The sequence below is a fragment of the Georgenia yuyongxinii genome (assembly GCF_006352065.1).
GTDB classification, from domain to species: domain Bacteria; phylum Actinomycetota; class Actinomycetes; order Actinomycetales; family Actinomycetaceae; genus Georgenia; species Georgenia yuyongxinii.
Map to the genome: position 1 here is coordinate 3,617,288 of NZ_CP040915.1, position 25,804 is coordinate 3,643,091.

The 25,804-nt window shown below is 73.6% G+C and carries 25 protein-coding genes and 1 pseudogene; 8 read left to right on the plus strand and 18 right to left on the minus strand.

The window, feature by feature from the left end; translation table 11 throughout:
* Positions 1–99: 99 nt before the first annotated feature.
* On the plus strand, positions 100–768 hold the full coding sequence (locus FE374_RS16445) for a uridine kinase family protein (RefSeq protein WP_139930287.1): 669 nt from the start codon (positions 100–102) through the stop codon (positions 766–768).
* Positions 769–796: 28 nt separating this feature from the next.
* On the opposite strand, the gene FE374_RS19290 is transcribed toward FE374_RS16445, so the two are convergent.
* Positions 797–1,048 (minus strand): hypothetical protein, encoded by a 252-nt coding sequence (locus tag FE374_RS19290; protein WP_168205724.1) that lies wholly within the window; start codon positions 1,046–1,048, stop codon positions 797–799.
* Positions 1,049–1,157: 109 nt separating this feature from the next.
* Here FE374_RS19290 and FE374_RS16450 point away from each other — a divergent pair, with 109 nt between their 5' ends.
* Complete coding sequence (locus tag FE374_RS16450) at positions 1,158–2,057, plus strand: DUF4349 domain-containing protein (protein WP_168205725.1); 900 nt, start codon at positions 1,158–1,160, stop codon at positions 2,055–2,057.
* Positions 2,058–2,185: 128 nt separating this feature from the next.
* Here FE374_RS16450 and lysS read toward each other — a convergent pair whose 3' ends face one another.
* Positions 2,186–3,739, minus strand: coding sequence for a lysine--tRNA ligase (lysS, locus tag FE374_RS16455; protein WP_139930291.1), 1,554 nt, complete (start codon positions 3,737–3,739; stop codon positions 2,186–2,188).
* Positions 3,740–3,865: 126 nt separating this feature from the next.
* Here lysS and FE374_RS16460 point away from each other — a divergent pair, with 126 nt between their 5' ends.
* Entirely contained in the window at positions 3,866–4,114 is a 249-nt protein-coding gene (locus FE374_RS16460; protein ID WP_139930294.1) for a helix-turn-helix transcriptional regulator, read from the plus strand.
* Positions 4,111–4,665, plus strand: a complete 555-nt coding sequence (locus FE374_RS16465) for a hypothetical protein (protein WP_139930295.1) — start codon at positions 4,111–4,113, stop codon at positions 4,663–4,665. Before FE374_RS16460 ends, FE374_RS16465 begins: the two co-directional genes overlap by 4 nt.
* A gap of 71 nt (positions 4,666–4,736) precedes the next feature.
* On the opposite strand, the gene panD is transcribed toward FE374_RS16465, so the two are convergent.
* The 15 genes and pseudogenes from panD to dacB all read right to left on the minus strand — a co-directional run bounded on the left by panD (position 4,737) and on the right by dacB (position 19,294).
* Positions 4,737–5,243: an aspartate 1-decarboxylase gene (gene panD / locus FE374_RS16470; protein ID WP_230978352.1), complete on the minus strand. Its 507-nt coding sequence runs from the start codon at positions 5,241–5,243 to the stop codon at positions 4,737–4,739.
* Entirely contained in the window at positions 5,240–6,154 is a 915-nt protein-coding gene (gene panC, locus FE374_RS16475) for a pantoate--beta-alanine ligase (protein ID WP_139931656.1), read from the minus strand. Before panC ends, panD begins: the two co-directional genes overlap by 4 nt.
* Positions 6,155–6,238: 84 nt before the next feature.
* Positions 6,239–7,159, minus strand: a pseudogene (locus FE374_RS16480) (Rossmann-like and DUF2520 domain-containing protein); the annotation flags it as partial.
* A 7-nt stretch (positions 7,160–7,166) separates the two neighbouring features.
* Complete coding sequence (locus FE374_RS16485; RefSeq protein ID WP_139930297.1) at positions 7,167–8,822, minus strand: PH domain-containing protein; 1,656 nt, start codon at positions 8,820–8,822, stop codon at positions 7,167–7,169.
* Positions 8,819–9,346 carry a PH domain-containing protein gene (locus FE374_RS16490; RefSeq protein WP_139930299.1) on the minus strand — a complete coding sequence of 176 codons (528 nt, stop codon included), beginning with the start codon at positions 9,344–9,346 and terminating at the stop codon, positions 8,819–8,821. Before FE374_RS16490 ends, FE374_RS16485 begins: the two co-directional genes overlap by 4 nt.
* A gap of 144 nt (positions 9,347–9,490) precedes the next feature.
* A complete protein-coding gene (locus tag FE374_RS16495) occupies positions 9,491–9,979 on the minus strand; it encodes a DUF3180 domain-containing protein (protein ID WP_139930301.1) in 489 nt (162 codons plus the stop codon).
* The gene (gene folK / locus FE374_RS16500) at positions 9,976–10,584 is read right to left on the minus strand and encodes a 2-amino-4-hydroxy-6-hydroxymethyldihydropteridine diphosphokinase (protein ID WP_139930303.1); all 609 of its coding nucleotides are present in this window, start codon (positions 10,582–10,584) and stop codon (positions 9,976–9,978) included. The genes FE374_RS16495 and folK overlap by 4 nt, the downstream gene beginning before the upstream one ends.
* Positions 10,581–11,006 carry a dihydroneopterin aldolase gene (gene folB / locus FE374_RS16505; protein WP_139930305.1) on the minus strand — a complete coding sequence of 142 codons (426 nt, stop codon included), beginning with the start codon at positions 11,004–11,006 and terminating at the stop codon, positions 10,581–10,583. Before folB ends, folK begins: the two co-directional genes overlap by 4 nt.
* The gene (folP, locus tag FE374_RS16510) at positions 11,003–11,842 is read right to left on the minus strand and encodes a dihydropteroate synthase (protein ID WP_139931657.1); all 840 of its coding nucleotides are present in this window, start codon (positions 11,840–11,842) and stop codon (positions 11,003–11,005) included. Before folP ends, folB begins: the two co-directional genes overlap by 4 nt.
* Before the next feature lie 60 nt (positions 11,843–11,902).
* Positions 11,903–12,499, minus strand: a complete 597-nt coding sequence (folE, locus tag FE374_RS16515) for a GTP cyclohydrolase I FolE (RefSeq protein WP_139931658.1) — start codon at positions 12,497–12,499, stop codon at positions 11,903–11,905.
* 72 nt (positions 12,500–12,571) lie between these two features.
* A complete protein-coding gene (gene ftsH, locus FE374_RS16520; RefSeq protein ID WP_139930307.1) occupies positions 12,572–14,623 on the minus strand; it encodes an ATP-dependent zinc metalloprotease FtsH in 2,052 nt (683 codons plus the stop codon).
* A gap of 213 nt (positions 14,624–14,836) precedes the next feature.
* Positions 14,837–15,391: a hypoxanthine phosphoribosyltransferase gene (gene hpt / locus FE374_RS16525; protein ID WP_139930309.1), complete on the minus strand. Its 555-nt coding sequence runs from the start codon at positions 15,389–15,391 to the stop codon at positions 14,837–14,839.
* Positions 15,392–15,452: 61 nt separating this feature from the next.
* The gene (tilS, locus tag FE374_RS16530) at positions 15,453–16,625 is read right to left on the minus strand and encodes a tRNA lysidine(34) synthetase TilS (protein ID WP_139930311.1); all 1,173 of its coding nucleotides are present in this window, start codon (positions 16,623–16,625) and stop codon (positions 15,453–15,455) included.
* Positions 16,626–16,635: 10 nt separating this feature from the next.
* The gene (locus FE374_RS16535) at positions 16,636–17,781 is read right to left on the minus strand and encodes a zinc-dependent metalloprotease (protein WP_139930314.1); all 1,146 of its coding nucleotides are present in this window, start codon (positions 17,779–17,781) and stop codon (positions 16,636–16,638) included.
* A gap of 139 nt (positions 17,782–17,920) precedes the next feature.
* Positions 17,921–19,294: a D-alanyl-D-alanine carboxypeptidase/D-alanyl-D-alanine endopeptidase gene (gene dacB, locus FE374_RS16540; RefSeq protein ID WP_139930316.1), complete on the minus strand. Its 1,374-nt coding sequence runs from the start codon at positions 19,292–19,294 to the stop codon at positions 17,921–17,923.
* 159 nt (positions 19,295–19,453) lie between these two features.
* Between dacB and FE374_RS16545 the strand changes: the two genes are divergently transcribed.
* On the plus strand, positions 19,454–20,041 hold the full coding sequence (locus tag FE374_RS16545) for an inorganic diphosphatase (protein ID WP_456319081.1): 588 nt from the start codon (positions 19,454–19,456) through the stop codon (positions 20,039–20,041).
* 96 nt (positions 20,042–20,137) lie between these two features.
* Here FE374_RS16545 and FE374_RS16550 read toward each other — a convergent pair whose 3' ends face one another.
* Positions 20,138–21,502 (minus strand): C40 family peptidase, encoded by a 1,365-nt coding sequence (locus tag FE374_RS16550; protein ID WP_139930318.1) that lies wholly within the window; start codon positions 21,500–21,502, stop codon positions 20,138–20,140.
* A 438-nt stretch (positions 21,503–21,940) separates the two neighbouring features.
* Between FE374_RS16550 and FE374_RS16555 the strand changes: the two genes are divergently transcribed.
* The 3 genes from FE374_RS16555 to FE374_RS16565 all read left to right on the plus strand — a co-directional run bounded on the left by FE374_RS16555 (position 21,941) and on the right by FE374_RS16565 (position 25,746).
* Positions 21,941–23,293 carry a bifunctional o-acetylhomoserine/o-acetylserine sulfhydrylase gene (locus FE374_RS16555; protein ID WP_139930320.1) on the plus strand — a complete coding sequence of 451 codons (1,353 nt, stop codon included), beginning with the start codon at positions 21,941–21,943 and terminating at the stop codon, positions 23,291–23,293.
* A gap of 2 nt (positions 23,294–23,295) precedes the next feature.
* On the plus strand, positions 23,296–24,537 hold the full coding sequence (gene metX, locus FE374_RS16560) for a homoserine O-acetyltransferase MetX (protein ID WP_139930322.1): 1,242 nt from the start codon (positions 23,296–23,298) through the stop codon (positions 24,535–24,537).
* Between the two features lie 66 nt (positions 24,538–24,603).
* Positions 24,604–25,746, plus strand: coding sequence for an alpha/beta hydrolase (locus FE374_RS16565; RefSeq protein WP_139930324.1), 1,143 nt, complete (start codon positions 24,604–24,606; stop codon positions 25,744–25,746).
* Positions 25,747–25,804: the final 58 nt, after the last annotated feature.

Genomic DNA, 25,804 nt, shown 5'->3' on the forward strand with positions numbered 1-25,804 from the left:
GCACGCCGGGCGCCCGGACCGGTGCCCCGGCGCATGGGGGCGCACGACCTATCCTGGTCGGGGCCTGAGCCGGTCGGGCCCACGGTGAGAGGACGAGGCATGACCCAGAGCCGGGACGCCGCGGAGATCGGCGACGCCGCCCAGGACGGGCTCTTCGACCTCCCGCCCGGCTCGCGGCGCCCCACCGCACGCGTAGTCCTGCTGACCGGGCCGTCCGGGTCCGGCAAGACCTCGCTGACCCGCCGCCTGGGTGTGCCCGTCGTCGCCCTCGACGACTTCTACCTCGACGGCGACCACCCCGACCTGCCACGCCGCTACGGCATCGTCGACTGGGACAGCCCGCTGTCGTGGGACCGGGCCGGCGCGGTGGCCACACTCGTCGAGCTCGCAAGCACCGGGCACGCCGAGCTGCCCGTCTACGACATCCCCACCAACCGCCGGACCGGCACGACCCAGCTGTCCCTGGACGGCTTCCCGGTGTTCATCGCCGAGGGCATCTTCGCCGCGGAGATCGTCGAGGCGTGCCGGGAGGAGGACATCCTCGCCGACGCCCTGTGCCTGTGGCGGCCGCGCGCGCAGACGTTCTGGTTCCGGCTGATGCGCGACCTCGGTGAGGCTCGCAAGCCGCCGATGACCCTGCTGCGGCGCGGGCTCAACCACTTCCGCAACGAGCCGGCCATGGTCGCGGACCTCACCCGCAAGGGCGCCCGGAAGGTGCGCGTGGACGAGGCGGAGCGGGCGATCACCAGCATGCTCGTCGCGCCGTGAGAGCACCGGTGGCGCGGCTCCGAGGCGATCATCGCACCGCGTAGCGGCGCATTCTCGTCGCGATCGTCGCGATCGTCGCGATCGTCGCGATCATCGCGATCATCGCGATGTCGTCGATGGCGCCGCCTGCGATGCCGAGCACCAGGTCCTCGGCATCGTCGACGTCGAACGCGGGATCAAGAACGGCGACCTCATTGACCTCGAGGACGGTCCACGCCGCGTTCCAGCCGGCTCCCTTGTTGCCGTCGACGAAGGGGCGGTTGAGCCCCAGCGAGTGCATGAGCGCGGCGGCCTTGTCCCAGGCATCCGAGGTAGGCGGGACCGGTCCAACACGTCACGACTTCGCAACGAACCACCCACAGTCACACCAGGGCCCCTACGGTGCGGTCATGAGGCCGATGCGCTGGGTCGCCGTTCTGGTGCTCGTCCTGCTGGCACTCGGCGGGTGCACCGGCAACGGCGCCGATCAGCAGAGCGCCGGCAGTGCGGCCGAGCCCGCACCCGCCGGCGGCTTCGACGCGGCGGAGGACGGCGGTGAGGCCGCCCGCGACCAGTCCGGGAGCGACGCAGCGGCTGACAGCGACGCCGACCGGGACGTCATCACCACCGGCTCGATGCTCCTCGTGGTCGACGACGCCCGCGCGGCGGTCGACGACGTGGTCCGCCTCGTCGAGGGGTCCGGCGGCCGGGTGGACGAGCGGTCCGAGCAGGCCGGCACAGACGACGTCGAGCCCTCAGCCTCTCTCGTGGTCCGCATCCCGGCGGCCGAGCTCACCGCGACGATCGAGGACCTCGAGGCGCTGGGCGAGTCCCGCGACCTCCAGATCGCCTCGCAGGACGTCACCCGCACCACCCGCGACCTCGATGCCCGGATCACCGCACTGGAAGCCTCCACGGAGCGTCTGATCGGGATCATGGGCCAGGCGGAGACCAGTGAGGCGCTGGTGGCGGCGGAGTCCGCGCTGAGCCAGCGGCAGGCGGACCTGGAGTCGCTGAAGTCCGAGCGGGCCCAGCTCGCCGACCAGGTGGCGATGTCCACGCTGCGCATCAACCTGGTCACGGAGAGCTCGCCAACCCTCGCGCCGGGCGGCTTCGTCGGCGGCCTGACCACCGGGTGGGAGGCGCTGGTCTCGTTCGCCAGCGCGGCGCTCGTGGTGCTCGGCACCTTGCTGCCATGGCTGGCCGTGCTGGCCGTGCTCGCGGCCGTCGCGGTCCCGCTGTGGCGCCGACGGCGCGGCGCCGGCGACCCGGCCGGACCAGCCGAACCGCAAGAGGCCGCCGCGGGCTGACCCGGCGGGCGTCACTCCGATCGCGATGCTGCGAACAGCTGGATCCTCGGCAGGGATTGCTCTCGGAGCCGATGACATCTCGCTGAGAAGATGACATCTCACGGGGGGTTGGGTGGGCGGGGGGTGGCCTAGCGGCGCTTGACCAGCGGGAACGTGATCGTCTCGCGGATGCCGTGCCCGGTCAGGGCCATCAGCAGCCGGTCGATGCCCATGCCCATCCCACCGGCCGGCGGCATGCCCTGCTCCATCGCCTCGAGGAAGTCCTCGTCGAGCACCATGGCCTCGGCGTCCCCCGCGGCGGCGGCGAGCGCCTGCGTGGCGAAGCGCTCGCGCTGGACCACCGGGTCGACCAGCTCGGAGTAGGCGGTCGCCAGCTCGAAGCCACGCACGTAGAGGTCCCACTTCTCCACCACGCCTGGCTTGGAGCGGTGCGCGCGGGTCAGCGGAGAGGTGTCGACCGGGAAGTCGCGCACGAAAGTCGGGGCGAACAGGTGGTCCCCCACGAGGTGCTCCCAGAGCACCTCCGCCGTCTTGCCGTGCGTGAAGTGCGGGGCCAAGTCCACGTCGAGCCGCTCGGCGTGGGCCGTGAGGACCGACTCGGGCGTCTCCGGCGAGATCTCCTCCCCGAGCGCCTCGGAGAGGGAGTCGAACAGGCTGAGGTTCGTCCACTCGCCGCCGAGCTCGTACTCGGTGCCGTCGTCCAGGGTCACGGTGGTGGAGCCGAAGGCGTCCAGCGCGGCGCGCTGGATCAGGTCGCGGGTGAGCGCGGCCATGGTGTCGTAGGAGCCGTACGCCTCGTACGCCTCGAGCATCGAGAACTCGGGCGAGTGGGTGGAGTCGGCGCCCTCATTGCGGAAGTTTCGGTTGATCTCGAACACCCGCTCCACCCCGCCGACCACCGCGCGCTTGAGGAAGAGCTCCGGCGCGATGCGCATGTACAGGTCGACGTCGTAGGCGTTCATGTGGGTGACGAACGGCCGCGCCGCCGCACCACCGGGCTGCACCTGCAGCATCGGCGTCTCGATCTCGAGGAAGTCGCGCTCGTCGAGGGCCTGGCGCAGCGACTTCACCACCGCCGCCCGCGTGCGCACCATGTCCCGGGCGCCCTGGCGCATGATCAGGTCGAGGTGCCGACGGCGGACCCGGCCTTCCTCGGACAGCGCCACCTCCTCACCGGCCTCGTTCTCGTACGTCTTGGGCAGCGGGCGCAGCGCCTTGGCGGCCAGGCGCGAGGAGTCGGCGAAGATGCTCAGCTCGCCGCGGCGGGACTTGCCGATGTGGCCGTGGACGAACAGGTGGTCCCCGAGGTCGACGTCGGTCTTGAACGCGGCGAGCGCCTCGTCGCCGACGGCGGCCTTGGACAGCATGGCCTGGAGCCGGTTGCCCTCGCCGTCCTGCAGCGTGACGAAGCACAGCTTGCCGGTGTTGCGCAGGTACATGACGCGACCGGCCACGCCCACCTGCACGTCGGTCTCCTCCCCGGCCTCGAGACCGTCGTGGGCGGCACGGACGGCGGCGATGGTCGTGGTGACGGGCAGGACGACCGGGTAGGGGTCGATCCCCGCGTCGAGAAGCCGTTGCCGCTTCTCGCTGCGCACCCGTACCTGCTCAGGGAGGTGGTCGGTCTCCTCGTGGGCGCCCGCCGCGGGGCCGCCTGGCTGCTCGGTGGTCTGCTCGGTCACCGGACAAGGGTAGCCGCCGGGCCCGACAGGCCCGCCCCGAGCGGCTGTGAGGTGCGCTGCCACGACACTGACGGACCGATGTCGAGGATCCTTGACACCGATGTCAAGGATCGTTAACTTCTGGCCATGGTCCCGCAACGAGAGAGCACCCGGCCGGTGGTGCCCGTCCGGGCACGGCGCAAGGAGCTCGGACTTACCCAGGCAGAGCTGGCCGCCGCCGTCCACATCAGCCGGCAGACCGTCATCTCGATCGAGTCCGGCGGATACGCGCCGTCGGTGTACCTGGCACTACGGATCGCCCGGGCACTCGGGGCACCTGTGGAGGACCTGTTCATCGAGGCCGACGACGACAGCGAGAAAGAGGCAAGGCAATGACCGACAAGGCGACATACCTCGGCAGGGCGGCCGACCGCCTCATGGACCTCGACAACGCCTCCTACGGCGACGAACGCGAGCGGGCGGTGTTCATGGAGGCGAGCACCTTCGGCACCACCATCGGCACGTACCTCCACCTGCTCGGCGCCGTCGTCGCGGCGGCACTGGGCCAGCTGCTGCTGCCGGTGGTGCTCGTCGTGCTCATGGGCGTCCCGGCGTTGGCCACCGGCTGGTACGCCAGCCGCCGCGGCGTCGACATCTCGGAGCTGGCCGCCCGGGCCGGCACCCGCACCAAGGCGCTCCACATCGCGATCGTCTTCGGCGCGCTGCTCCTCGTGCTGGGCGCCATGTTGTTCACGGTCAGCACCGGGCACGGGCTCGTCCCGGTCCCGGAGCCGGACCTGTTGGACCCCGAGACCCGCGAGCTGCTGAGCAGCATGGTGGGCGGCGCGTGCGTCGGCGGGGTCATCGGCGGCGCGGGGGCCGGCGGGTGGTTCCTGTGGAAGTCCCGACGGCGGGCCACGGCCGCGACCGAGGACGACCAGGGCTGAGACCCGTGGCCGGGCTCAGCCGGCGCGACCCGGCTCAGACCGCGCCACCCGGCTCGGCCGGCGCCCCCTGGCTAGACCGTGCGGCCCGCGCCACCGGATACGGCCGACGCCGTCGCCCGGTACTCCGCGACCGTGATCCCGCTCGGTTCGAGGTGGGCGGCGCCGGCGTCGGTCTCCGGCACGCCGCCGGGCTCGCCGCCGACGTCGACGATGCGGTTGGCGCCGTCCACGAACACCACCCGCGGCGAGTAGGTGCGGGCGTCGGCGTCGCTGAGCATGCCGTAGGCGATGAGGATGACCAGGTCGCCCGCGTGGACCAGGTGCGCGGCGGCGCCGTTGATGCACAGCGTGCCGCTGCCCCGCTGGCCAGGGATGACGTACGTGGTGAGCCGGGCCCCGTTGGTGACGTCGACGACGTCGACCTGCTGGCCGGGCAGCAGGTCGGCGGCATCGAGGAGGTCGGCGTCGACGGTGATCGAGCCGACGTAGTGCAGGTCCGCCTCGGTGATCGTGGCGCGGTGGATCTTGCCGATCATCATGGGGCGCACCAGGGAGCTCGGCGGTGCAGAGGGGGTCATGGGTGCCTCGGTCCTAGCTGGACGGTCAGGTTGTCGATCAGCCGGGTGCTGCCCACGCGGGCGGCGACGGCCAGCAGGCCCGGGCCCGTGTGTGCGCCGTCGTCCAGCGGCAGGAACGTCTTGGGGTCGACCAGTGCAACGTAATCGAGCGCGACGCCGTCGGCGGCCTCCAGCACCGCGCGGGCCGCCGTGAGAACGGCCTCACTCCCGCGGTCCGCGGCGTCGGCCCCGGCCCGCAGGGCGCCGACGAGGGCGAGGGCGCTCGCGCGCTCGCCGGGCGAGAGGTAGGCGTTGCGGCTGGACATCGCCAGCCCGTCGGCCTCGCGGCGGATCGGGACGCCGACGATCTCCACACCCAGGTCCAGGTCCCGCACCAGGGTGCGGACCAGCGCGAGCTGCTGGGCGTCCTTCTCACCGAAGACGGTGAGGTCCGGCCGGACCAGGTTGAGCACCTTCGCCACGACCTGCAGGACGCCGGCGAAGTGGCCCGGCCGGGTACGCCCCTCGAGGACGGTCGCGACCGGGCCGGGGTCGATGCGCACGAGCGGCCGGGTCGGGTACATCTCGGCGTCGGAGGGTGCGAAGACGACGTCGACCCCCGCGCGGGCGAGCAGCGCGAGATCGGCCTCGAGATCACGCGGGTAGGCCTCGAAGTCCTCCCCGGGCCCGAACTGCAGCGGGTTGACGTAGATCGAGACCACCACGTGGTCCGCGCGGGCCTGTGCCTCGCGGACCAGCGACAGATGCCCCTCGTGCAGCGAGCCCATCGTCATGACGAGGGCCCGGGTGCCGGTCAGGGAGCCCAGGACGGCGGCGAGCTCCTCACCGGTGTGGGTGAGGACCGGCTCGAGCGGGGTGGGCGCCGTGTGTACCGGGCGGGCTGCGGTGGCCGCGCCGGCGGGGGTGGCCATGCCGGCGAGGGGGGCCGCGCCGGCGGAGGTGGCCAAGCCGGCCGGGGTGCTGGTGCGCGGGCCGTTGAGGTCGGTTCCGCCGTCGGGCCCCGGCTCGGCGAGCGCGTCGAGCAGCTCGGCGGCCATTTGCTCCTTGAGGCGGCCGTTGGCAAGGGCGCGGCGGGTGGTGGCCCGGGCGAGGTGCCGGTACGCGTCCAGCACGTCGAGGTGGCCGACGTCGAGGGCACCGAGGGCAGCCAGGTGGGCCCGGACGGTGCCGACGTCGCCGCGGACCACGGGTCCGGTGAGGCCGTGCTCGCCGCCACGCAGCACGCCTTCGAGGGCCGCGGTGAGCAGCGGGGTGAGCAGCATGCCGGGGTTCTCGATCCCGGCCGTGGCCAGCACGCGCTCGGCCTGGGCGACGAGGGTGACGAGATGGTTGGCCCCGTGGGTGAGGGCGGCGTGGTAGACGGCCCGGTGGGACTCGTCGAGCACCACGGGCTCACCACCGATCTCCACCACGAGCGCCTGCGCGATGGGCAGGACGGGCGCGGCGGCGGTGACGGCGAACGGGCACCCGGTGAGCCTCCCGAGGTCCAGGCTGGTCCCGGTGAACGTCATGGCCGGGTGGATCGCGAGGGGGATGGCGCCGGCCGCTCGGGCCGGTGCGAGCACCTCGGTGCCGTACCGGCCCGAGGCGTGGACCAGGAGCTGGCCCGGCTGCCACCGGCCGAGCTCGGCAAGCCCGCTGACCAGGCCCGGCAGGACGTCGTCGGGGACGGTGAGCAGCACCAGCTCGGCGCGCTCGACGACCTCGTCGACCTCGAGGACGGGCACCCCGGGCAGCAGGGCCTCGACGCGGTCGCGGCTCTCCTCCGAGACGGCGGTGGCCCCGACGACGGCGTGGCCGACGGCGCGCAGCGCGCTCGCCAGGACTGCGCCCACGCGCCCGGCGCCGATCACGCCCACGCCGAGACGGCCGGGGCGAGGGGTGGACGGGGAACGGTCGAGTGGTGCGCTGCTCACCCGCCCATCATCCCAGGGGGCCGACCCCAGGTCGGGCGGCGGCGGGACCGCCGGGCCCGCCGGCCGTGCTCAGCTCGTCCGGTGCGTGCACCGCGTCCACCTGGCGCAGCCACTCCTCGGGGCCGGCGAGGGACCGGGCCGTGCGGGCCCGCTCCGCCTGCTCCATGAGCAGGCCGGACGCCAGGTGCGCGTCGAGGTGCCGGGCGACGGGCGTGACCGGCCCGGACACGGAGTGGGCGTGCAGGTCCGCCAGGCCGAAGTGCCGCTCCAGGGGGCCCTGGGTCAGCGCGAGGGACTGGGTGCGCTCGTGCGGGACCACGTCGAGCTGGCGGGCGAACCGCCCGCTCCGGACGAACAGGGCCGTCCGGGTGATCCGCAGACCGTTGCGCCGCCACACCAGCGGGTCGAGGCGGCGGGCCCGTGCCGGAGTGGTCAGGAAGCCGGCCTGCTCACCGGTGCCCTCCAGGGCGGCGTCGAGCAGCGCCTGGGGGTCGTCGACCCCGAGGTCCGGCAGCACCAGCCACAGCGCCGAGAGCGCCTCACCACGGTCGCCGACGGGCAGGAGGACGGTCTCCACGGCTTGCCCGACACCGGGGGTGTGCTCGCCGTACCCGGCCACGTTCACCTCGACCCGCCACCAGCCGCGACGGCGCCACAGCACACCCTGCTTCAGCACCACGGCCTGGACCCGGCCGGGCGGCAGGGTCTGCGTGCGGGTCTCGAGCAGCCCGTGCCGCAGCCGGATACCGTCGGGTGAGACGGCGGCGCGGAACCCGAACTCGCCGGTGAACCGGCTCCACAAGTACCCGCCCCAACCGAGGACGGCGGGCAGCGCCCCGGCGACCGGGCCGAAGTTCTTGGTCACGATGGCCGCGGTCGCGAGCCCGGCCATCACCAGGACGAAGCAGATCATCGAGCCGGAGCGCAGCAGCGAGCCGACCAGCGTGCCGGGGGCCACCTGCAGGATCTCCTGCTCGGGCGCGGCGGGAACCACCGGACGGACCGCGGCGGGCACGGTCGGCGTTGCCTCGGTGCCACCGAGTGTTCCCGGCGCGTCACCGACGGGGCCGGCGAGACCCGGTCCGGCCGGCGCGGTGCCGGGCGCCGGCGTGACGCCGTCGGCGGCCTGCCCGAAAGCCGGGACGACGGCGGGGGCGACGTCGATCCCGGCCGCGCGGGCCATGATCTCGTTGCGCAGCTCCTGGGCCTCCGGCTCGCGGAGGAAGCCGATGACGACGTTGGAGTCGCCGCCGCCGGCGGTCTCCACCCGTACCTGGGCCAGCCCGAAGAGGCGGCCGAGGAGCGGCTGGACGACGTCGACGGCCTGGACGCGGTTCAGCCGCGCGTGCCGCTCCTGCCGGAAGAGGATGCCGGTGTGCAGGTCGATGGACTCGCTCGTGACGCTGAACCGCATCCGCCGCCAGGCGAGCATGGAGTACACCGTCGCGACCGCCGCGACGACCACGAGGACCCCGACGATGACGAGGAACGCGCGTGTGCGGTAGGCCGTGACCGTGTCCCACACCTCCGAGGGCATGTTGCCGATCTGGTCGGTGGCCTGCCAGGCGAGGAAGGCCAGGACGGCCACGACGGCCTTCCAGGCGTTGAGCACCGGTGTGATCTTGTGGACGCGGCGCCAGAGCGGCCCGGCGGACGTGGTCACAGCCCCGCCAGCCGGGCCTCGCCGCGGGCGGTCAGCCGGTCACGCAGGCGAGCCGCTTCCGCCGGGGGCAGGCCCTCGATCTTGGCGTCGGTCTGGGCGGAGGCGGTGTGCAGCTGCACCTCCGCGACGCCGCAGGCCCGGTCCAGCGGGCCGGCCTTGACGTCCACGAACTGCATGCGCCCGTACGGCACGACGGTCAGCGACCGGTACAGGATGCCCTTGCGGATGAGCAGGTCGTCGGCGGACTCGGCGTACCCCATGGCACGGACCTGCCGCGGGATGAGCCAGAACAGCCACGCCGCCAGCGCGAGGACCACGATTGGCGCCGCCCACACCCATCCGCCGAAGATCACCCCCAGCACGACGCCGGCCACCAGGGGCAGTGCCAGCCAGACGCCGGTGACGATGAGGCGCGCCTTGATCAGGCCGTTCGAGACGGGGTTGAACACCACGTCCCGGGGCTCGAAGGGGCTCGCTGTGCTGCCCGTCCCGGCGGCGGTCGTCCCGGCTGGGATGGTGGTCATCGGTTCGCTCTCCTCGACGTCGTCGGCTCCCGCGCGGGGGCGGGGGTCAGTACGATCCTGACAGACCGCGCCTCGCCCCCCATCCTCCCGCAGTCGGAAGGCCCCGTCATGGCCTCCTCCGTCCGGCGGAGGCCGTCCGGAACGCTACGCCGGGGTGGGCGCGCCGCTCGGCCGGGCGGTCTTGCGGTCGTCGTCCTCCGGCGGCACCCGGCACCACCACTCCACGAGCAGGGCGACGCCGACCAGCACCAGGCACGCCACCAGCGCGAACCCGGCCGCCCACGCCTGCTCCCGGGGCAGCGGCGCGGCGAGGTTGTCCAGCGTGAGGAGGAGCTGGGCGCCGAAGTAGCCCACCAGGGCGGCGCCGACCAGCGCGCTGGCCTTGGCCAGCATCACCACGCGGGCCGCCCCGATCGGTGTCATCGACGTGGGCTGCCGCTTGATCATGCGGCGCACGTTGCGGCCCAGCGCGAGCAGCACGGCGGCGAGCGTGGCGGGGCCCAGCCCGCTCAGGGCGGGCACCGGCACGGGCAGCAGGCCGCGCCCGTCGAGCCCGGAGAGCACGAGGTAGGTGATCAGGCCCGCGCCGGCGGCCAGGGCGAGGAGGAGCTGCCAGGAGGTGCGGCCCATCATGGGCGGCCCCCGGCGGGGCGGGCCGGGGCGGTGCCCTGGACCTCGCCGGTGAGCCAGTCGGTGCCGAGCCAGTGGAGGGAGTCCCAGTCGGCGGCCCGGGCGGCGAGCTCGGCGACGGGCCCGCCGTCCGGGCCGGGGAGCACCGCGCCGGGGTCGGTCCGGGCCCACGGCGCGAGCACGAACGCGCGCAGGTGGGCGCGCGGATGCGGCAGGGTCAGCTCCGGGTCGTCCACCACGAGGTCGCCGACCGTGATGACGTCGACGTCCAGGGTGCGCGCGCCCCACCGCTCGGCGCGGCGGCGGTGGTACGCGGTCTCGAGCCGCCGGCCGAGCTCGAGCAGCGCCAGCGGCGCCAGCGTCGTGGTGCCGAGCACGACGGCGTTGAGGTAGTCGGGCTGCGGAGCCTGCCCGGGCGCCAGCACGGGCGCCGTCCGGGCCAGCGGGGAGACCCGCAGGGAGCCCACGCCCGGTGCGGTCCGCAGGTCGGCGACGGCGCGGCGGAGCGTGGTCAGCGGCTCGCCGAGGTTGGCGCCGAGGGCGAGCACGAACGGCACGTGGGTCCCGGGCGGTCGGGTGAGCAGGTCGCGGTGGCCGGGCTCGGTCACGGGCGCTCCCCCGTCAGGTCGGCGGGCGCCGTCCGGCTTCGTCGGATGTGCAGCTCGACGTCGTCGAACTCCACGCTCAGCGGGGCGTGCGGCTTGTGCACGGTCACGTCCACCACCTGCACGGCCGGGTAGCCCAGCACGGCCGCGGCGATCCGCTCGGCGAGGGTCTCCACCAGGTCCACGGGGTCGCCGGCGAGGACCGCGACGACGTCGTCGGCCACCTCCGCATAGCTCACCGTGGCGGCCAGGTCGTCGGCGCGGGCGGCGGCGCGGGTGTCGAGGTGCATGACGACGTCGGCACCGAAGACCTGCCCCTGCGCCCGCTCGTGGGCGAGGACGCCGTGGTGGCCCGTGGCCCGCAGCCCGCGCAGCCGGATCTGGTCGAGCAGGCCGCCGTCCGGCCCCGTCACCGGCACGCTCATCGGTGGGACCGCCACGCCGCGGCCACCCGGACGGCGTCGATGGTGCCGGCCACCTCGTGGACCCGCACCGCCCAGGCGCCCGCCTCCGCGCTCAGGGCGCTGACGGCGGCGGTGGCCTGGTCGCGGGCCAGCGGCTCGTCCGCGACCGTGGGCGCGACGACGCCGGCGAGGAACCGCTTGCGGGAGGCCCCGACCACCAGCGGGTAGCCGAGGGCGGCGAGGTCGTCGAGGTGGGAGAGCAGGCGCCAGTTGTGCTCGGCGTCCTTCGCGAAGCCGAGGCCGGGGTCGAGCACGATCTGCTCGCGGCGCACGCCCGCCTCGAGGAACGTGGAGACCCGGTCGGTGAGCTCGGTGCCCACCTCGGTGACGACGTCGTCGTACACGGCGAGGGAGGTCATCGTCTCCGGGCTGCCGCGCCAGTGACCGAGCACGTAGACCGCGCCGGTGCGGGCCATCGTCGGTGCCATCGCCGGATCCGCCAGGCCGCCGGAGACGTCGTTGACGATGGCGGCGCCCGCGTCCACGACCGCCTCGGCCGTGGCGGAGTTGGTCGTGTCGACGCTCACCACCGCACCCTCCCGGGCGAGGGCCTCGACCACGGGCAGCACCCGGGCGAGCTCCTCGGCGGCGCTGACCGGTGCGGCGCCGGGCCGGGTGGACTCCCCGCCGACGTCGACGATGTCCGCGCCCTGGGTGAGCAGGTGGCGGCCGTGGGCGATGGCGACGTCGGTCTCGTACCACTGCCCGCCGTCGGAGAAGGAGTCCGGGGTGACGTTGACGATGCCCATGACCAGCGTGCGGTCGACCTGCAGGGCCTGCGGCAGCGGGCTGGGCATGGCGGGCCTTCCGGGTGAGCTCACCGGCTCAGGTTAGCCGCCGAGCCCGGCCGTGCGTGGTCAGCCGCGGTGGCCGAGCAACAGGCTCATGGCCTCGGCACGGGTGGCGGTGTTGCGCATCCGGCCGCGGACGGCCGAGGTGAGGGTCCGCGCGCCCGGCTTGCGCACGCCCCGCATGGACATGCACAGGTGCTCGGCCTCCACCACCACCAGGACGCCCCGGGGCGCCAGCCGGCTCACGAGGGCGTCGGCCACCTGGGAGGTGAGCCGCTCCTGCACCTGGGGGCGCCGGGCGTATCCCTCGACCAGGCGCGCCAGCTTGCTCAGCCCGGTGACCCGGCCGTCCGCGGCGGGGATGTAGCCGACGTGCGCGACGCCGTGGAAGGGCAGGAGGTGGTGCTCGCACATGGAGTACAGGGGGATGTCGCGCACGATGACCATCTCCTCGTGCCCGATGTCGAACACGGCCTCGAGGTGGTCGGCCGGGTCCTCGGAGAGCCCGGCGAACATCTCCGCGTAGGCGCGGGCGACGCGGTCCGGGGTGCCCACGAGCCCGTCCCGGTCGGGGTCCTCCCCGACGGCGACGAGCAGGTCACGCACGGCGCGGCGGACGCCGTCGAGGTCGAAGGGCCCGCCCGCCTGGCCGCCGTCGGCCAGGGGCGCGGAGTCGCTCGCCGCGGCGTCACCGGGTGTGGCTGCCGAGCCGGCGATGGCGCCCGTGGTGGCCACTCAGATTCCCTCGACAGGACCGCCGACCCGGCCACCCCCGGGGACCTGGCCGACGCCGTCGAGCGGGGTCTCCCCCGCGGCGGCCGACTGGTCCTGGGGCAGCATGTGCTCGTCGCGCGACCGCTCGGCGGCCGTGAGCACCGGCGGGATGTCGGAGACCTGGCGCTCCTCGGAGGACAGCCACACCTCGCGCGCCTCGCGCTTGACCACGGGGGCGAAGATCCGGGCCAGCTCGGCCTCGTTGAGCGTCTCCTTCTCCAGCAGCTCCAGCACGAGGTCGTCCAGGACGTGGCGGTACTGGGTGAGGATCTCCCAGGCCTCGTCGTGCGCGTCCTCGATGAGCCGTCGCACCTCCTCGTCCACGATCCGGGCGACGTCCTCGGAGTAGTCCCGCTGGTGGCCGAAGTCGCGGCCGAGGAAGGGCTCGCCCTGGGTCTGACCGAGCTTGATGGCTCCCACCCGCTCGCTCATGCCGTACTCGACGACCATCTTGCGGGCGATCGCGCTGGCCTTCTCGATGTCGTTGGAGGCGCCGGTGGTGGGGTCGTGGAAGACGATCTCCTCCGCCACCCGGCCACCCATCGCGTACGCGAGCTGGTCGAGCAGCTCGTTGCGGGAGGTGGAGTACCGGTCCTCCGTGGGCATGACCATCGTGTAGCCCAGCGCGCGCCCGCGGGGCAGGATCGTCACCTTCGTGACGGGGTCGGTGTAGCGCAGGGCCGTCGCCGCCAGGGCGTGGCCGCCCTCGTGGTAGGCGGTGACCTTCAGCTCCTTCTCGTTCATCACCCGGGTGCGCTTCTGCGGGCCGGCGATCACCCGGTCGATGGCCTCGTCCAGCGCGCGGTCGTCGATGAGCTGGGCGTTGGAGCGGGCGGTGAGCAGCGCGGCCTCGTTGAGCACGTTGGCCAGGTCGGCACCGGTGAACCCGGGCGTGCGCTTGGCGACCATGCGCAGGTCCACCCCCGGCGCCATGGGCTTGCCCTTGGCGTGCACCTGCAGGATGGCGTGGCGCCCGTGCAGGTCGGGGGCCTCGACGGAGACCTGACGGTCGAAGCGGCCCGGGCGCAGCAGCGCGGGGTCGAGCACGTCGGGGCGGTTGGTGGCGGCGATGAGGATGACGTTGGTCTTGACGTCGAAGCCGTCCATCTCGACCAGGAGCTGGTTGAGGGTCTGCTCGCGCTCGTCGTGCCCGCCGCCCATGCCGGCGCCGCGGTGGCGGCCGACGGCGTCGATCTCGTCGACGAAAATGATGGCCGGGGCGTTGGCCTTGGCCTGCTCGAACAGGTCGCGCACGCGCGAGGCACCGACACCGACGAACATCTCGACGAACTCGGAGCCGGAGATGGAGAAGAACGGTACGCCGGCCTCGCCGGCGACGGCGCGGGCCAGCAGGGTCTTGCCGGTGCCGGGCGGGCCGTAGAGCAGCACGCCCTTGGGGATCTTGGCACCCACGGCCTGGAACTTGTCCGGCTCGGCGAGGAACTCCTTGATCTCCTCGAGCTCCTCCACGGCCTCGTTCTCGCCGGCGACGTCGTCGAAGGTGACCTGCGGGGTCTCCTTGCTGACCATCTTCGCCTTGGACTTGCCGAATTTCATCATGCCGCCGGCCGCGCCGCCGGAGCGGGACAGCAGCCACCAGAAGACGCCGAAGATGATGACCATCGGCAGCACGAACAGCAGCAGCGAGCTCAGCCAGGACTGCTGCGGGACGACGGAGTTGTAGCCCTTCTCCGGTGCCGCGCTCTCGACCGCCTGCACGACGTCGTCGCCCTGGGGAGTGACGTAGAAGAACTCGACGGAGGTGCCCTTGTCGACCGTCCCGCCCTCGCCGTCGGGCGCCTTGAAGGGCTCGGAGAGCGTCATGCGCACCCGCTGGGTGCCCTCGGTGATCTCGACCTGCTCCACCGTCTTGCCGGCGAGGAGCTCAAGCCCCTGCGAGGTGTCGATGCGCTGGGTGCCGCCCTGCCCCAGCAGCGAATAGCCCACGGAGATGAGCAGGATCATGATGAGGATCCAGACGAGTGGGCCTCGCAGCAATGTCTTCGGTTTCATCGACTCAAGGGCTGCTCGCCCGGTCCCTCCTGATCGCACGGTTTCCCCGAAGGTATCTGACAAACCTCGCCGACGGTTCGGCGCGTGCGCCGTGTTCGCGCAGGGCTTGCACTGTCAACAACGGCCGCGCCACGCCCGGTGTTCCGGTCACGCTGTTCGCGCCGGGCGCCGGTGGACGCGCGGGCGGCCGGTCGGTCGCTGTTGACGGCTGGCTCAGCCGCCGTAGACGTGCGGCGCGAGGGTGCCCACGAAGGGCAGGTTGCGGTACCGCTCGGCGTAGTCGAGGCCGTAGCCGACGACGAACTCGGTGGGGATGTCGAAGCCGACGTAGCGCACGTCGACCGGCACCTTCGCCGCCTCGGGCTTGCGCAGCAGCGCGGCGATCTCCACCGACGCCGGCCCACGGGAGCGCAGGTTCGACAGCAGCCAGGACAGCGTCAGCCCGGAGTCGATGATGTCCTCGACGATGAGCACGTCGCGCCCGTGCAGGTCGGTGTCGAGGTCCTTGAGGATGCGGACCACGCCGGAGGACTTGGTGCCGGAGCCGTAGGAGGAGACCGCCATCCAGTCCATCTGGACGGGGAGGTGGAGGCGGCGGGAGAGGTCGGCCATGACCATGACGGCCCCACGCAGCACCCCGACGAGCAGCAGGTCCTTGCCGGCGTAGTCGGCGTCGACCTGCGCGGCCATCTCGGTGAGCCGGTCCTCGATCTGCTCCTGTGTTAGGAGGACCTTCTCGAGGTCCTTGCCCATGTCGTGCGCGTCCACCTGCGCTCCTTCGTGTGCGTGCGTGTGCTCGGCCCGGGGACCGGCACCGCGAAGCCACGGCTCAGCGGGGGTCCAGAGACAGCCTGCCACACCGGCGGTGCGCGACCACCCCGCCCGGAAGCTGCACCGGACCCTGCCCGTGGTAGCCGGCGACGACGGCGTCGAGCGCCTCGAGGTGCGCGGCGGTCAGCGCGCCCGGGGTGGCGCCGGCCTGCAGGGCCGCGCCGCGCAGGGCCCGGGTGCGCAGCGCGGGGTGCGCCGCGGCCAGGACGGCCACCTCGAGCACGACGGTCGCGCCGCTCGCTCCGCCGGGCGCAGCCGGTCCCGCCTCGGCGGGCTCCTCACCGAGGCGCGCCTCTGGGCCGCGCTCCGCCTCCGGGTCTCGCGCTGCCTCAGGGTCACGCGCTGCCTCAGGGTCACGCTCGGCATCAGGTTCGCGCTCCGCGGCCGCCCGCGCCGCCGCGAGAAGATCGGCGGCGAGCGTGTCGAGCAGCTCACCGTCCCGCCGCAGCTGGGCGGCCGTGCGCCCCAGCGCGGGCACGACACCGGGGCCCAGGGCATCGGTCAACGCCGGGAGCACCCGGTCCCGGACGGCCGCGCGGCGCAGGGCGGTACCGTCCGCGGCACGCCAGGGCCCCTCAGCCCTGTTGCTCGGATCGGTCACGAACTCCAGCCCCAGCACTCGGCACACCTGCTCCGTCTGGGCCCGGCGCAGCCCGAGCAGCGGGCGCCGCCACAACCCGTTCACCGGCGCCATGCCGGCGAGGGAGCGCGCACCTGAGCCGCGCGCCAGGCCGAGGAGGACCGTCTCGGCCTGGTCGTCCAGGGTGTGCCCGAGAACTACCGCTGCAGCGCCCGCGTCGCGGGCCGCCGCAGCCAGGGCGTCGTAGCGGGCGGTGCGGGCGGCGGCCTCCGGGCCGCCGGCGCCGCGGCCGCTCCGTCCGCCCGGGACGTCGACGCCGCGCACGTCTACGGGGTCGAGGCCGAGGTCGGCGCACTGCTCGGCCGCCTGCGCGGCGTCTGCCGCAGAGCTCTCCTGCAGCCGGTGGTCCACGATGACCGCCCCGGCCAGCCAGCCTGCCCGCGCCGCGACGAACGCGGTGGCAGCCGCGAGCGCGAGCGAGTCGGCCCCGCCAGAGCACGCCACGAGCACCCGGGCGCCGGGCGGCAGGTCCGCGAGGGCGGCGCGCACCGCTGAGCGGGCCGCGGCGACGGCGGGGTGGGGGGCAGACATCAGGCGCGCGTCAGCCGTGGACGCGACGCACCCAGGCCTCGGGGTCGGCGACCTCGGCGGCGGAGGGCAGATGGTCCGGGGCGTCCCACACGGCGTTGAGTCCGCGGTGCCCCACCCGGTTGACGACCCCGTGCACGAACGCCGCCCCGTTGCGGTACTGGGCGACCTTCGCGTCCATGCCGAGAAGCCGGCGCAGCGCGACGTCGGGCAGCGAGGTCCCGTCGCGGCGCTTCTCGAAAGAGGCGCGGATACGGCGCACAGAGGGCAGGCGGGCCGGGCCGACGGCGTCCATCACCACGTCCGCGTGACCCTCGAGCAGGCTCATCACGGCGACCACCTCGGCCATCGCCGACCGCTCGTCCGCGGTCAGGAACGCCTCGACGAGCGGGCCGCCGACGTCGTAGGAGGGCGCGTCAGCCGTGCCGGACAGCACCGAGCGCAGAGTATCGACGACCGCCCCCACCGCCCTGGTGAGCCGGTCCGCGCCGTCCTCGGTGTCCGAGATCCCCTCGACAAGCGCACGCATCCGCGTGGCGAGGTGGTCCGCCAGCCAGGGCGCCGCCGCGAACTGGACCGCGTGCGTCTGCTCGTGGAGGCAGACCCACATGCGGAAGTCCATCGCGTCGAGGTCCAGCTCCCGCTCGACCTTGAGGACGTTGGGGGCGACCAGCAGCAGCCGGCCGACGCTCCCGTTCCACTCGGAGTCGGCGCCGGTCCGCTCGGAGTCGGCACTGGTCCAGTCGGGGTCGGCGCTGTCACCGGCACCAACGCCCGCACCGAGCGGCGTGAAGGGGTCGAACTGACCCAGCACCTTCCCCGCGAGCAGCGCCAGCATCACGCCCATCTCCTCGCCGGCCAGGCGGGCTGAGCCGGGCAGCTTCGAGGTGGGCAGCAGCCCGTCCGTGAGGTGGGCGAACATCTCCACGTTGGCCTCGGCCCACCGGGGCCGGTCCACCACGTAGATGGGGATGCCGGCGACCCGGGCCGCGGCGTCGTGCAGTCCGGTGATCTGGGCGACGTGCCCCGGTGCCTCCGCCGCGGCGCTGTGAAGCACTTGGATGAGGGCGCGCAGCTCGGCGCGCGAGCCGCGCGGTCCGGGCCTGGCGAGACCTCCGGCGCGGCGCACGGCCACCTGCCAGTCGACGGCGCTGCTCATGCGCCTAACGTATCCGCTCGGTCCCGGCCGCACGCTCCCTCAGCGGGAGCCGCGCGGCGAGTCGGGGCCGGCGCGCCCGCTCAGCAGGTGCGCACCCGCTCTGCAGGTGCACACCCGCTCTGCAGGTGCACACGCCTGCTCAGCTGCAGCCGCACGCGGCGAGCTGCTCGGCCCAAGCGTCGGTGGCGAGCCGGCCCTGCAGTGCCGCCCCTGCCGGGATGCCGTCAGTGAGCACGGCGAATGCCAGGAGCCGGCCGTCCTCGGTGACCACGGTGCCGGAGAGGCTGATCGCCTGGATGAGGGTGCCGGTCTTGGCGCGCACGCGACCCGCACCGTCGTCCGTGAGCCGGCCTGCCAAGGTGCCGTCCAGCCCGCCGACTGGCAGCGCGGGGACCAGCCCGTGCAGCGACGTCGTCTCGGGGTCCATCGCGGTCAGCAGCACCTCGACGATGACGGACGGCGGCACCCGGTTCTGCGCGCTCAGCCCCGAGGCGTCGGTGAGGTGTACGCCGGAGACGTCCACCCCCAGCGCACCGAGCTGAGCCAGGACGCTCGCGGTAGCACCGGCGAAGTCCGCCGGGGCGCCACGCTCGACGGCGACGAGCCGGGCCAGCACCTCCGCCAGCGAGTTGTCGGAGACCTTGAGCATCTGGCGCACGACCTCGCCGACCGGCGCGGAGCTGACCGACGCGAGCGGCTCGGCGTCGGCCGGGGCGGGCGTCCGGCGCACCCCGGTGACCTCCACACCCCTCGACGTCAGCGCCGCGGCGAACGCCTGGGCGGCCTCGAGGGCCGGGTCGGCCACGAACCCGCTGCCGGCCCGGCCGGCGAGGACGGCGACCGGCTGGACGGGCATGACGAAGGTCAGGTCGATGCCCGAGACGTCGGCCGCGTACTGCGGGCCGGTGAACAGCGTGTCGTCGAGCCCGACCTCGACGGCGCTGACGCCCTGGTCCGCGAGGGCGGCCGCCGTCTGGGCGGCGAGGTCCGCGAGGCCGGCGCGGCCCTCGACGGTGGCCGGGTTGCCTTCCCCCTCGGCGAGCAGGACGTCCCCGGCGCCGACCAGGACCACCCGGCCCGCGCCGTCGGGCACCACGACGGTCTTCAGGGTGCGCTCGGGCCCCAAGGCGTCCAGGGCGGCAGCGGCGGTGAGGACCTTGAGGGAGGAGGCGGGGAGCCGGGCGGCGCCGCCGTCCCGGTCGAGGAGGGTCTCACCGGTGAGGACGTCGGCCACCACCATGGAGAAGGAGCCGGCCATGCGGTGGTCGGCGGCGACGTCCTCGGCCAGGGCCCGCAGCGCCGCGGTGGTGGGGACTGGGGCGTCGGCGTCCGGCCCGGCCACCACCGGGGCGACGAGGTCGCCGGGCAGCTGGACGTCCGGGTAGGGCATGGGCGCGGCCGGGGCGGGGCTTGTGGTCAGCACGCCCGGAAGGACGTCGGCGGCGTCGGCGACCCCGTACCCACCCAGCAACAAGACGGCGGCGACGACGCCGACCGCGCGTCGTCGTGCCACTGCAGCCCCGCTTCTCAGTCTCGTGAATGGGGTCGCGACAGCACGAACACCCGGACGTGCGACACACTATGCCCAGGAGCACCCGGCCACCGATCGATCGGGTGCACGTCACAGTGCCTCGCGCTCGCACCGGCGCGAAGGGGCGGAGGAAGGGTAACCGTGGAGTTCGACGTCACGATCGAGATCCCCAAGGGGAACCGCAACAAGTACGAGGTGGATCACGAGACGGGCCGGATCCGGCTCGACCGCATGCTGTTCACCTCCACGCGCTACCCCGACGACTACGGCTTCATCGAGATGACCCTGGGCGAGGACGGCGACCCGCTGGACGCCCTCGTCCTCCTCGAGGAGCCGACCTTCCCGGGCTGCCTCATCCGGGCCCGGGCCCTGGGCATGTTCCGCATGCGCGACGAGGCCGGCGGTGACGACAAGGTCCTGTGCGTGCCGGCCGCCGACCAGCGCGCGTCGTGGCGTACCGACATCGACGACGTCTCGGAGTTCCACCGGCTGGAGATCCAGCACTTCTTCGAGGTGTACAAGGACCTTGAGCCGGGCAAGTCGGTCGAGGGCGCGCACTGGGTGGGCCGCGAGGAGGCCGAGGCGGAGATCCGCCGGTCCTACCAGCGCGCCAAGGACGCCGGCTACTACGACAACCACGGCAAGGGCCACGGCGCCGACGAGGCCATCACCCGAGAGGGCGGCAAGGCCCACGCCGACCCCACGGGCCCGGGCGACGCCCGCAGCTGAAGGCCCTGCGTCACGCGCCACGCCCCCGGAAGCCTCGCGGCTTCCGGGGGCGTGATGCGTGCGGCCGCCGGCTCGGGGCCGGGGCGCTTCGACCGATCAGAGCCGCACAGCGCTCGGCATGATGTTGGCGTAGTACATCGGCACCTCCTGCACGGGTGCGCTCGGGTTGGGTGCGTGGACGCGCATCCCGCCGCCGCTGTAGATCGCGACGTGGTAGATCCCCGAGGCGGTGCCGTTGCTGGACCAGAACACGAGGTCGCCGGCCTGGACCTGGCTCAGCGGGATCTGCGTGCCGTTGGTGTACTGCGAGCGGCTGGTGCGCGAGAGCGAGATACCCGCGTGCTGGAAGGCCCGCATGGTCAGGCCCGAGCAGTCGAACGCGTCGGGGCCTGTCGCACCGAGGGCGTAAGGCTTGCCGATCTGGTCGCGCGCCCAGGCGATCGCGGCCTGCGCGGCGCCGGTCTTCACCGGCGGCACGTGGGCCGGGGCCGGGGCCGGCGCGGGCACCGGCTTGGGTGCGGGTGTGGGGGCCGGGGCAGGAGCCGGAGCGGGCGCAGGAACCGGGGCGGGTGTGGGGGCCGACGACGTGGGCGCGGCCGGCGTCGTCTCGGCCCGGCTGGGGGCGGGGGCGGCCGGCGCGGGGGCCGGAGCCGGGGCAGGAGCCGGGGCAGGAGCCGGGGACGCCGGGGTGGGCGCCGCCTCGGCCCGGAACGCGGCCGCGCGGGCGACGGTGTCCTCGCGGTTGCGGCGCTCGGCGTCCAGGCGGTCCTGCCTGGCCCGTTCCTCCTCCACCGTGGTGTCCCGCTGCGCGGCGAGCTCGGTGATGAGCTGGTCGCGACGCTCGGTCGCCAGGCTGACCTCGGTCTGCACGACGGAGACGCTCGCCTCGGCCTCGTCCCGTGCCTGCGCCACCGCCGCGGTGGCCTGCTCCCGGACCTCGACCGCCTGGTCGGCGCGCCGCTGGAGGGTGGCGGCGACCTGCTCGACGGCCTTGAAGCTCTGGACCTCGGTGTCGGCGCGCGCACCGAGCCGGTTCAGCGTGGTCGAGCGGGTCATCGCCTCGTCGAAGCTCCGGGCGGAGACATAGGGGCTGATCTGGGCCAGTCCTGTGGAGCCGTCCCGGTAGTACGCCAGTGCCACCTGGCCGAGCGCGGACCTGGCTGCCTCGAGCTCCCTCGCCGCGGCGGCGGCGCGGTCTCGCGCCTCCTGCGCGGCGGCCTCGGCCGCGGCCAGCTGTTCCTCCGAACGCAGGTACTCCTCGTTCGCCACAGACGCCTGCCGGGTGACCACCTCGGCCTGCGCCGCGACGCGGGCGAGCTCGATCTCGAGGGTGGCGATGGAGGCGCCCGTGGTCCGGTCGCCCGGGGCGGCCGCCGACGGGCCCGCAAACAGGGTGCCGCACAAGGTCAGGGCAGCGACCGACGCCGCGACGCGCCTGGCACGGCGGGGGGAGACCGTCACCATTCCTCCGTGAAAGCTTGAGCCGGTCAACCGTCGACCGGCGTGTCCGGTTGACGTGGGGGGTGCAACCGTCTCAGCGACAGTAACGGAACTCCGCCTCAATTAAAACACCTGCCCCTCTATTCACATCTGTCACACCTGTCTCATCGGCTCCGGGTGTCTCGTGATGAGGAACGGGACACGACACGGTTCTCAGGTTGTGAGACGCCTCTCGCCACCTGGTGAAGACCCGGCCTAGAGTCACCGGCATGTCCCGCCGTCGAATGTGCCGCTGAAGCGCACGTTCGGCATGCCCTGAACCGGCAATGACGGCCACGACGGCCGCCGGTGAGGGCGTGAGCACCTCGAACGTGCATGTCGCTGCCAGCCCCCACGCGGGTTGACGGGACACGGCACCGCCGGACTCGTTGGCCCGCTCCCCTTCCAAGGAGCCCTCTCATGAGCAACGAGACCACCAACCCGCAGGACGCCTGGAGCTTCGAGACCCTCCAGGTTCACGCCGGTCAGACCCCCGACGCCGCCACCGGCGCCCGGGCGCTGCCGATCTACCAGACCACCTCCTTCGTCTTCGAGGACGCCGCGCAGGCCGCGGGTCGCTTCGCCCTGGCCGAGACCGGCCCGATCTATACCCGCATCGGCAACCCCACGGTGGATGTCGTCGAGAGCCGCATCGCCGCGCTCGAGGGGGGTGTGGGCGGGCTGCTCCTGGCCTCCGGCCAGTCGGCGACGACCCTGGCCATCCTCAACATCGCCGAGGGGGGCGACGAGATCGTCGCGAGCCCCAACCTGTACGGCGGCACGGTCAACCTCCTGCAGCACACGCTGGCGAAGTACGGCATCACCACCCGGTGGGTGGAGAACCCGGACGACCCCGAGTCGTGGCGCGCCGCCGCGACCCCGCGGACCAAGCTGTTCTTCGGCGAGACGATCGCCAACCCCAAGTCCGCGATCCTCGACATCGAGGCCGTCGCCGCCGTCGCCCACGAGGTCGGCGTGCCGCTCGTGGTGGACAACACCATCGCGACGCCCTACCTGATCAAGCCGCTCGAGCACGGCGCCGACATCATCATCCACTCGGCCACGAAGTACCTCGGCGGGCACGGCACCTCGATCGCGGGCGTCCTGGTGGACGGCGGAACCTTCGACTGGTCGGCCGACCCCGAGCGCTTCCCCAACTACAACACGCCCGACCCCACCTACAACGGCCTGGTCTACAAGGACCTGGGCGCCCCGGCGTTCATCCTCAAGGCCCGCGTGCAGCTGCTTCGCGACCTCGGCCCCGCGGTCTCCCCGTTCAACGCCTTCCTCATCGGCCAGGGCATCGAGACGCTGTCCCTGCGGGTGGAGCGGCACGTCGACAACGCTCGCAAGGTGGCCGAGTTCCTCCAGGCCCAGGAGCAGGTCACCCGGGTCGCCTACGCCTCACTGCCCTCCTCCCCCTGGTACGAGCGGGCACAGAAGTACGCCCCCAAGGGCGCGGGCGCCGTCCTCGCCTTCGAGCTCGAGGGCGGCTACGCCGCCGGCCTGGCGTTCGTCGACGCCCTGAAGCTGCACTCCAACGTGGCCAACATCGGCGACGTCCGCTCCCTGGTGATCCACCCGGCGTCCACCACGCACTCCCAGCTCAACCCGGCCGAGCTTGAGGCGGCGGGCGTCAACCCCGGCCTGGTCCGCCTGGCCGTCGGCATCGAGAACATCGCCGACATCCTCGCCGACCTCGAGCTCGGCCTGGACGCGGCGGCGGCCTTCACGGCGGACTCGGCCACCCAGCCCGCCACCGCCGGGGCCTGAGCATGACCGACGAGCGCTGTACCACCGAGGGGACGGCCCGACCGGCCGCCCCCTCGGTGGGCGCCCCGCCCTCTCGGCGCCACGCGCGCCGGGAGGTCGACCCCGCGGCCATCCCCGCCTCGGGTGCCTGGCGGGCGGGCGACGACCCCGGTCACCGTCGGTTCGTCGATCTCGGTCCGCTGCCGCTCGAGGCCGGCGGCCGGCTCCCGCAGGTGCGTCTGGCCTACGAGACCTGGGGCGAGCTGAACGCGGCAGGCGACAACGCCGTGCTCGTGCTGCACGCGCTCACCGGCGACGCCCACGTCACCGCCCACGGCCCCGGGGACGACGACGGCTGGTGGGGTCAGGTGGTCGGCCCCGGCCGGGCCATCGACACCAACAAGTACTTCGTGGTCGCACCCAATGTGCTCGGCGGATGCCAGGGCTCGACCGGACCCTCCTCCCCTGCGCCCGATGGCACGCCGTGGGGCTCCCGCTTCCCGCTGCTGACCGTGCGGGACCAGGTGGCGGCCGAGATCGAGCTGGCCGACCGCCTCGGCGTGGGCCGGTGGGCGCTCGTGGTCGGCGCCTCGATGGGCGGGCACCGGGTGCTGGAGTGGGCCGTCATGGCTCCCGAGCGGGTGGCCGCGATCGCCGTCGTCGCCTCCGCGGCACAGTCCAGCGCCGAGCAGGTGGCCTGGGCGCACACCCAGCTTTCCGCGATCCGGCTCGACGCCGGGTGGCGGGGCGGGGACTACTACGACGCCGCCCCCGGCCGAGGCCCGCACGCCGGCCTGGGCCTGGCCCGGCAGATCGCCCACACGACCTACCGCAGCCCGGCCGAGCTCGACGGCCGCTTCGGCCGCCTGCCCCAGCACGCGGAGGAACCGCTGAGCGGCGGGCGCTACGCCGTGCAGTCCTACCTCGACCACCACGCCGGCAAGCTCGCCCTGCGCTTCGACGCGGGCAGCTACGTCACGCTCACGCAGTCGATGGTCACCCACGACCTCGGCCGCGACCGCGGCGGGGTGGAGGCGGCACTGGCGCAGATCCAGGCCGAGACCCTGGTGGTCGCCGTCGACTCCGACCGGCTGTTCTTCCCGGCCGAGTCCGAGCGCATCGCGGCGGCCGTGCCCCGGTCCGGCCCCGTGGCGTACATCCGCTCTGACCACGGCCACGACGGCTTCCTGGTCGAGCACGACCAGGTCACCGCGCTCATTGGACGCTTCCTGCGCAACGTGGCCCCGGTGCGGGTCGCACGCTGACGCCGCACACCGGGCCTCTCCGGCGTCGTCCCCGCGCATGTCGGTGTCGCGCGGCATGATGACCCCATGGCCCGCAAGAGCTCCGACGTCGACGTCTCGTCCCACCGCCCGGACGAGACGGTGCCCGAGGACGCCGTCCCGTTCCCGCCGGCGCCGCCGGCCGACCGCTGGGCCGAGGACGTGCTGGGCCAGGGCTTCCAGGCGCGCACGCTGCCCCTGCTCGACGACGACGAGGGCGAGGTGGTCGCGACGCTGGTGCGACACGTGCCGGCCGACGATCCGGAGGCGCTGCCGGGGACACCGTCGTCCCCCACCTTCGCGGTGCTCTACCTGCACGGCTGGAACGACTACTTCCACCAGCGTGAGCTCGCCCGCGAGTGGTCCGCCCTCGGTGGCGCGTTCTACGCACTCGACCTGCGCAAGTACGGCCGGTCTCTGCGCGAGCACCAGACCCGTGGGTACGTGGAGAAGCTCTCCACCTACGACGAGGACCTGCACGCCGCGCTCGACGTCGTGCGCGCCACCCACGGGGTGGGCACCGACGTCGTCTTGATGGGCCACTCCACCGGCGGGCTCACCGCAGCGGTGTGGGCCCACCGGCACCCCGGCGCGCTGCGCGCGCTCGTGCTGAACTCCCCGTGGCTGGAGCTGCAGGGGTCGGCGATGCTACGTGCCCTGTCCCAACCGATCGTCGGCGGGCTGGCCAGGCTGCATCCCAAGGCGATCATCCCGACGACGGATCTGGGGTTCTACCAGCGCACCCTGCTGGGCTGGACCGACGCCGACGGCCCGGCGCCCGAGGGCGAGGAGGACGACCCGTTCGTCACCGGCTGGATGCCCGAACCGGCGTGGCGGCTCTCCCCCAGCGCCCCCCTGCGGCCCGGCTGGCTGTCCGCGGTCCTGGCCGGGCACGCCCAGGTGGCCGACGGGCTGGAGATCAGCTGCCCGGTGCTGGTCATGTCCTCGGGACGCACCGTGGTCAGCGCGCGGTGGTCACCGCAGATGCGCGAGGCGGACACGGTGCTCGACGTCGAGCAGATCCGTCGGCGCGCGCTTCAGCTCGGCCCGCTCGTCACGGTGGCCCGGTTCGACGGCGCCATCCACGACATCACGCTGTCCGCGCGCCAGGTGCGGCGGCGGATGTACGCGGAGCTGCGGCGCTGGTCCCGGGCGTACGTGGTGCGTGTGCCGGAGCCCGCCGCACGGTAGTCCCCTGCTGGAGTGGGCCCGGATGAGCGGACCCGAACGTGCAGGCCTGCAGGAGCCG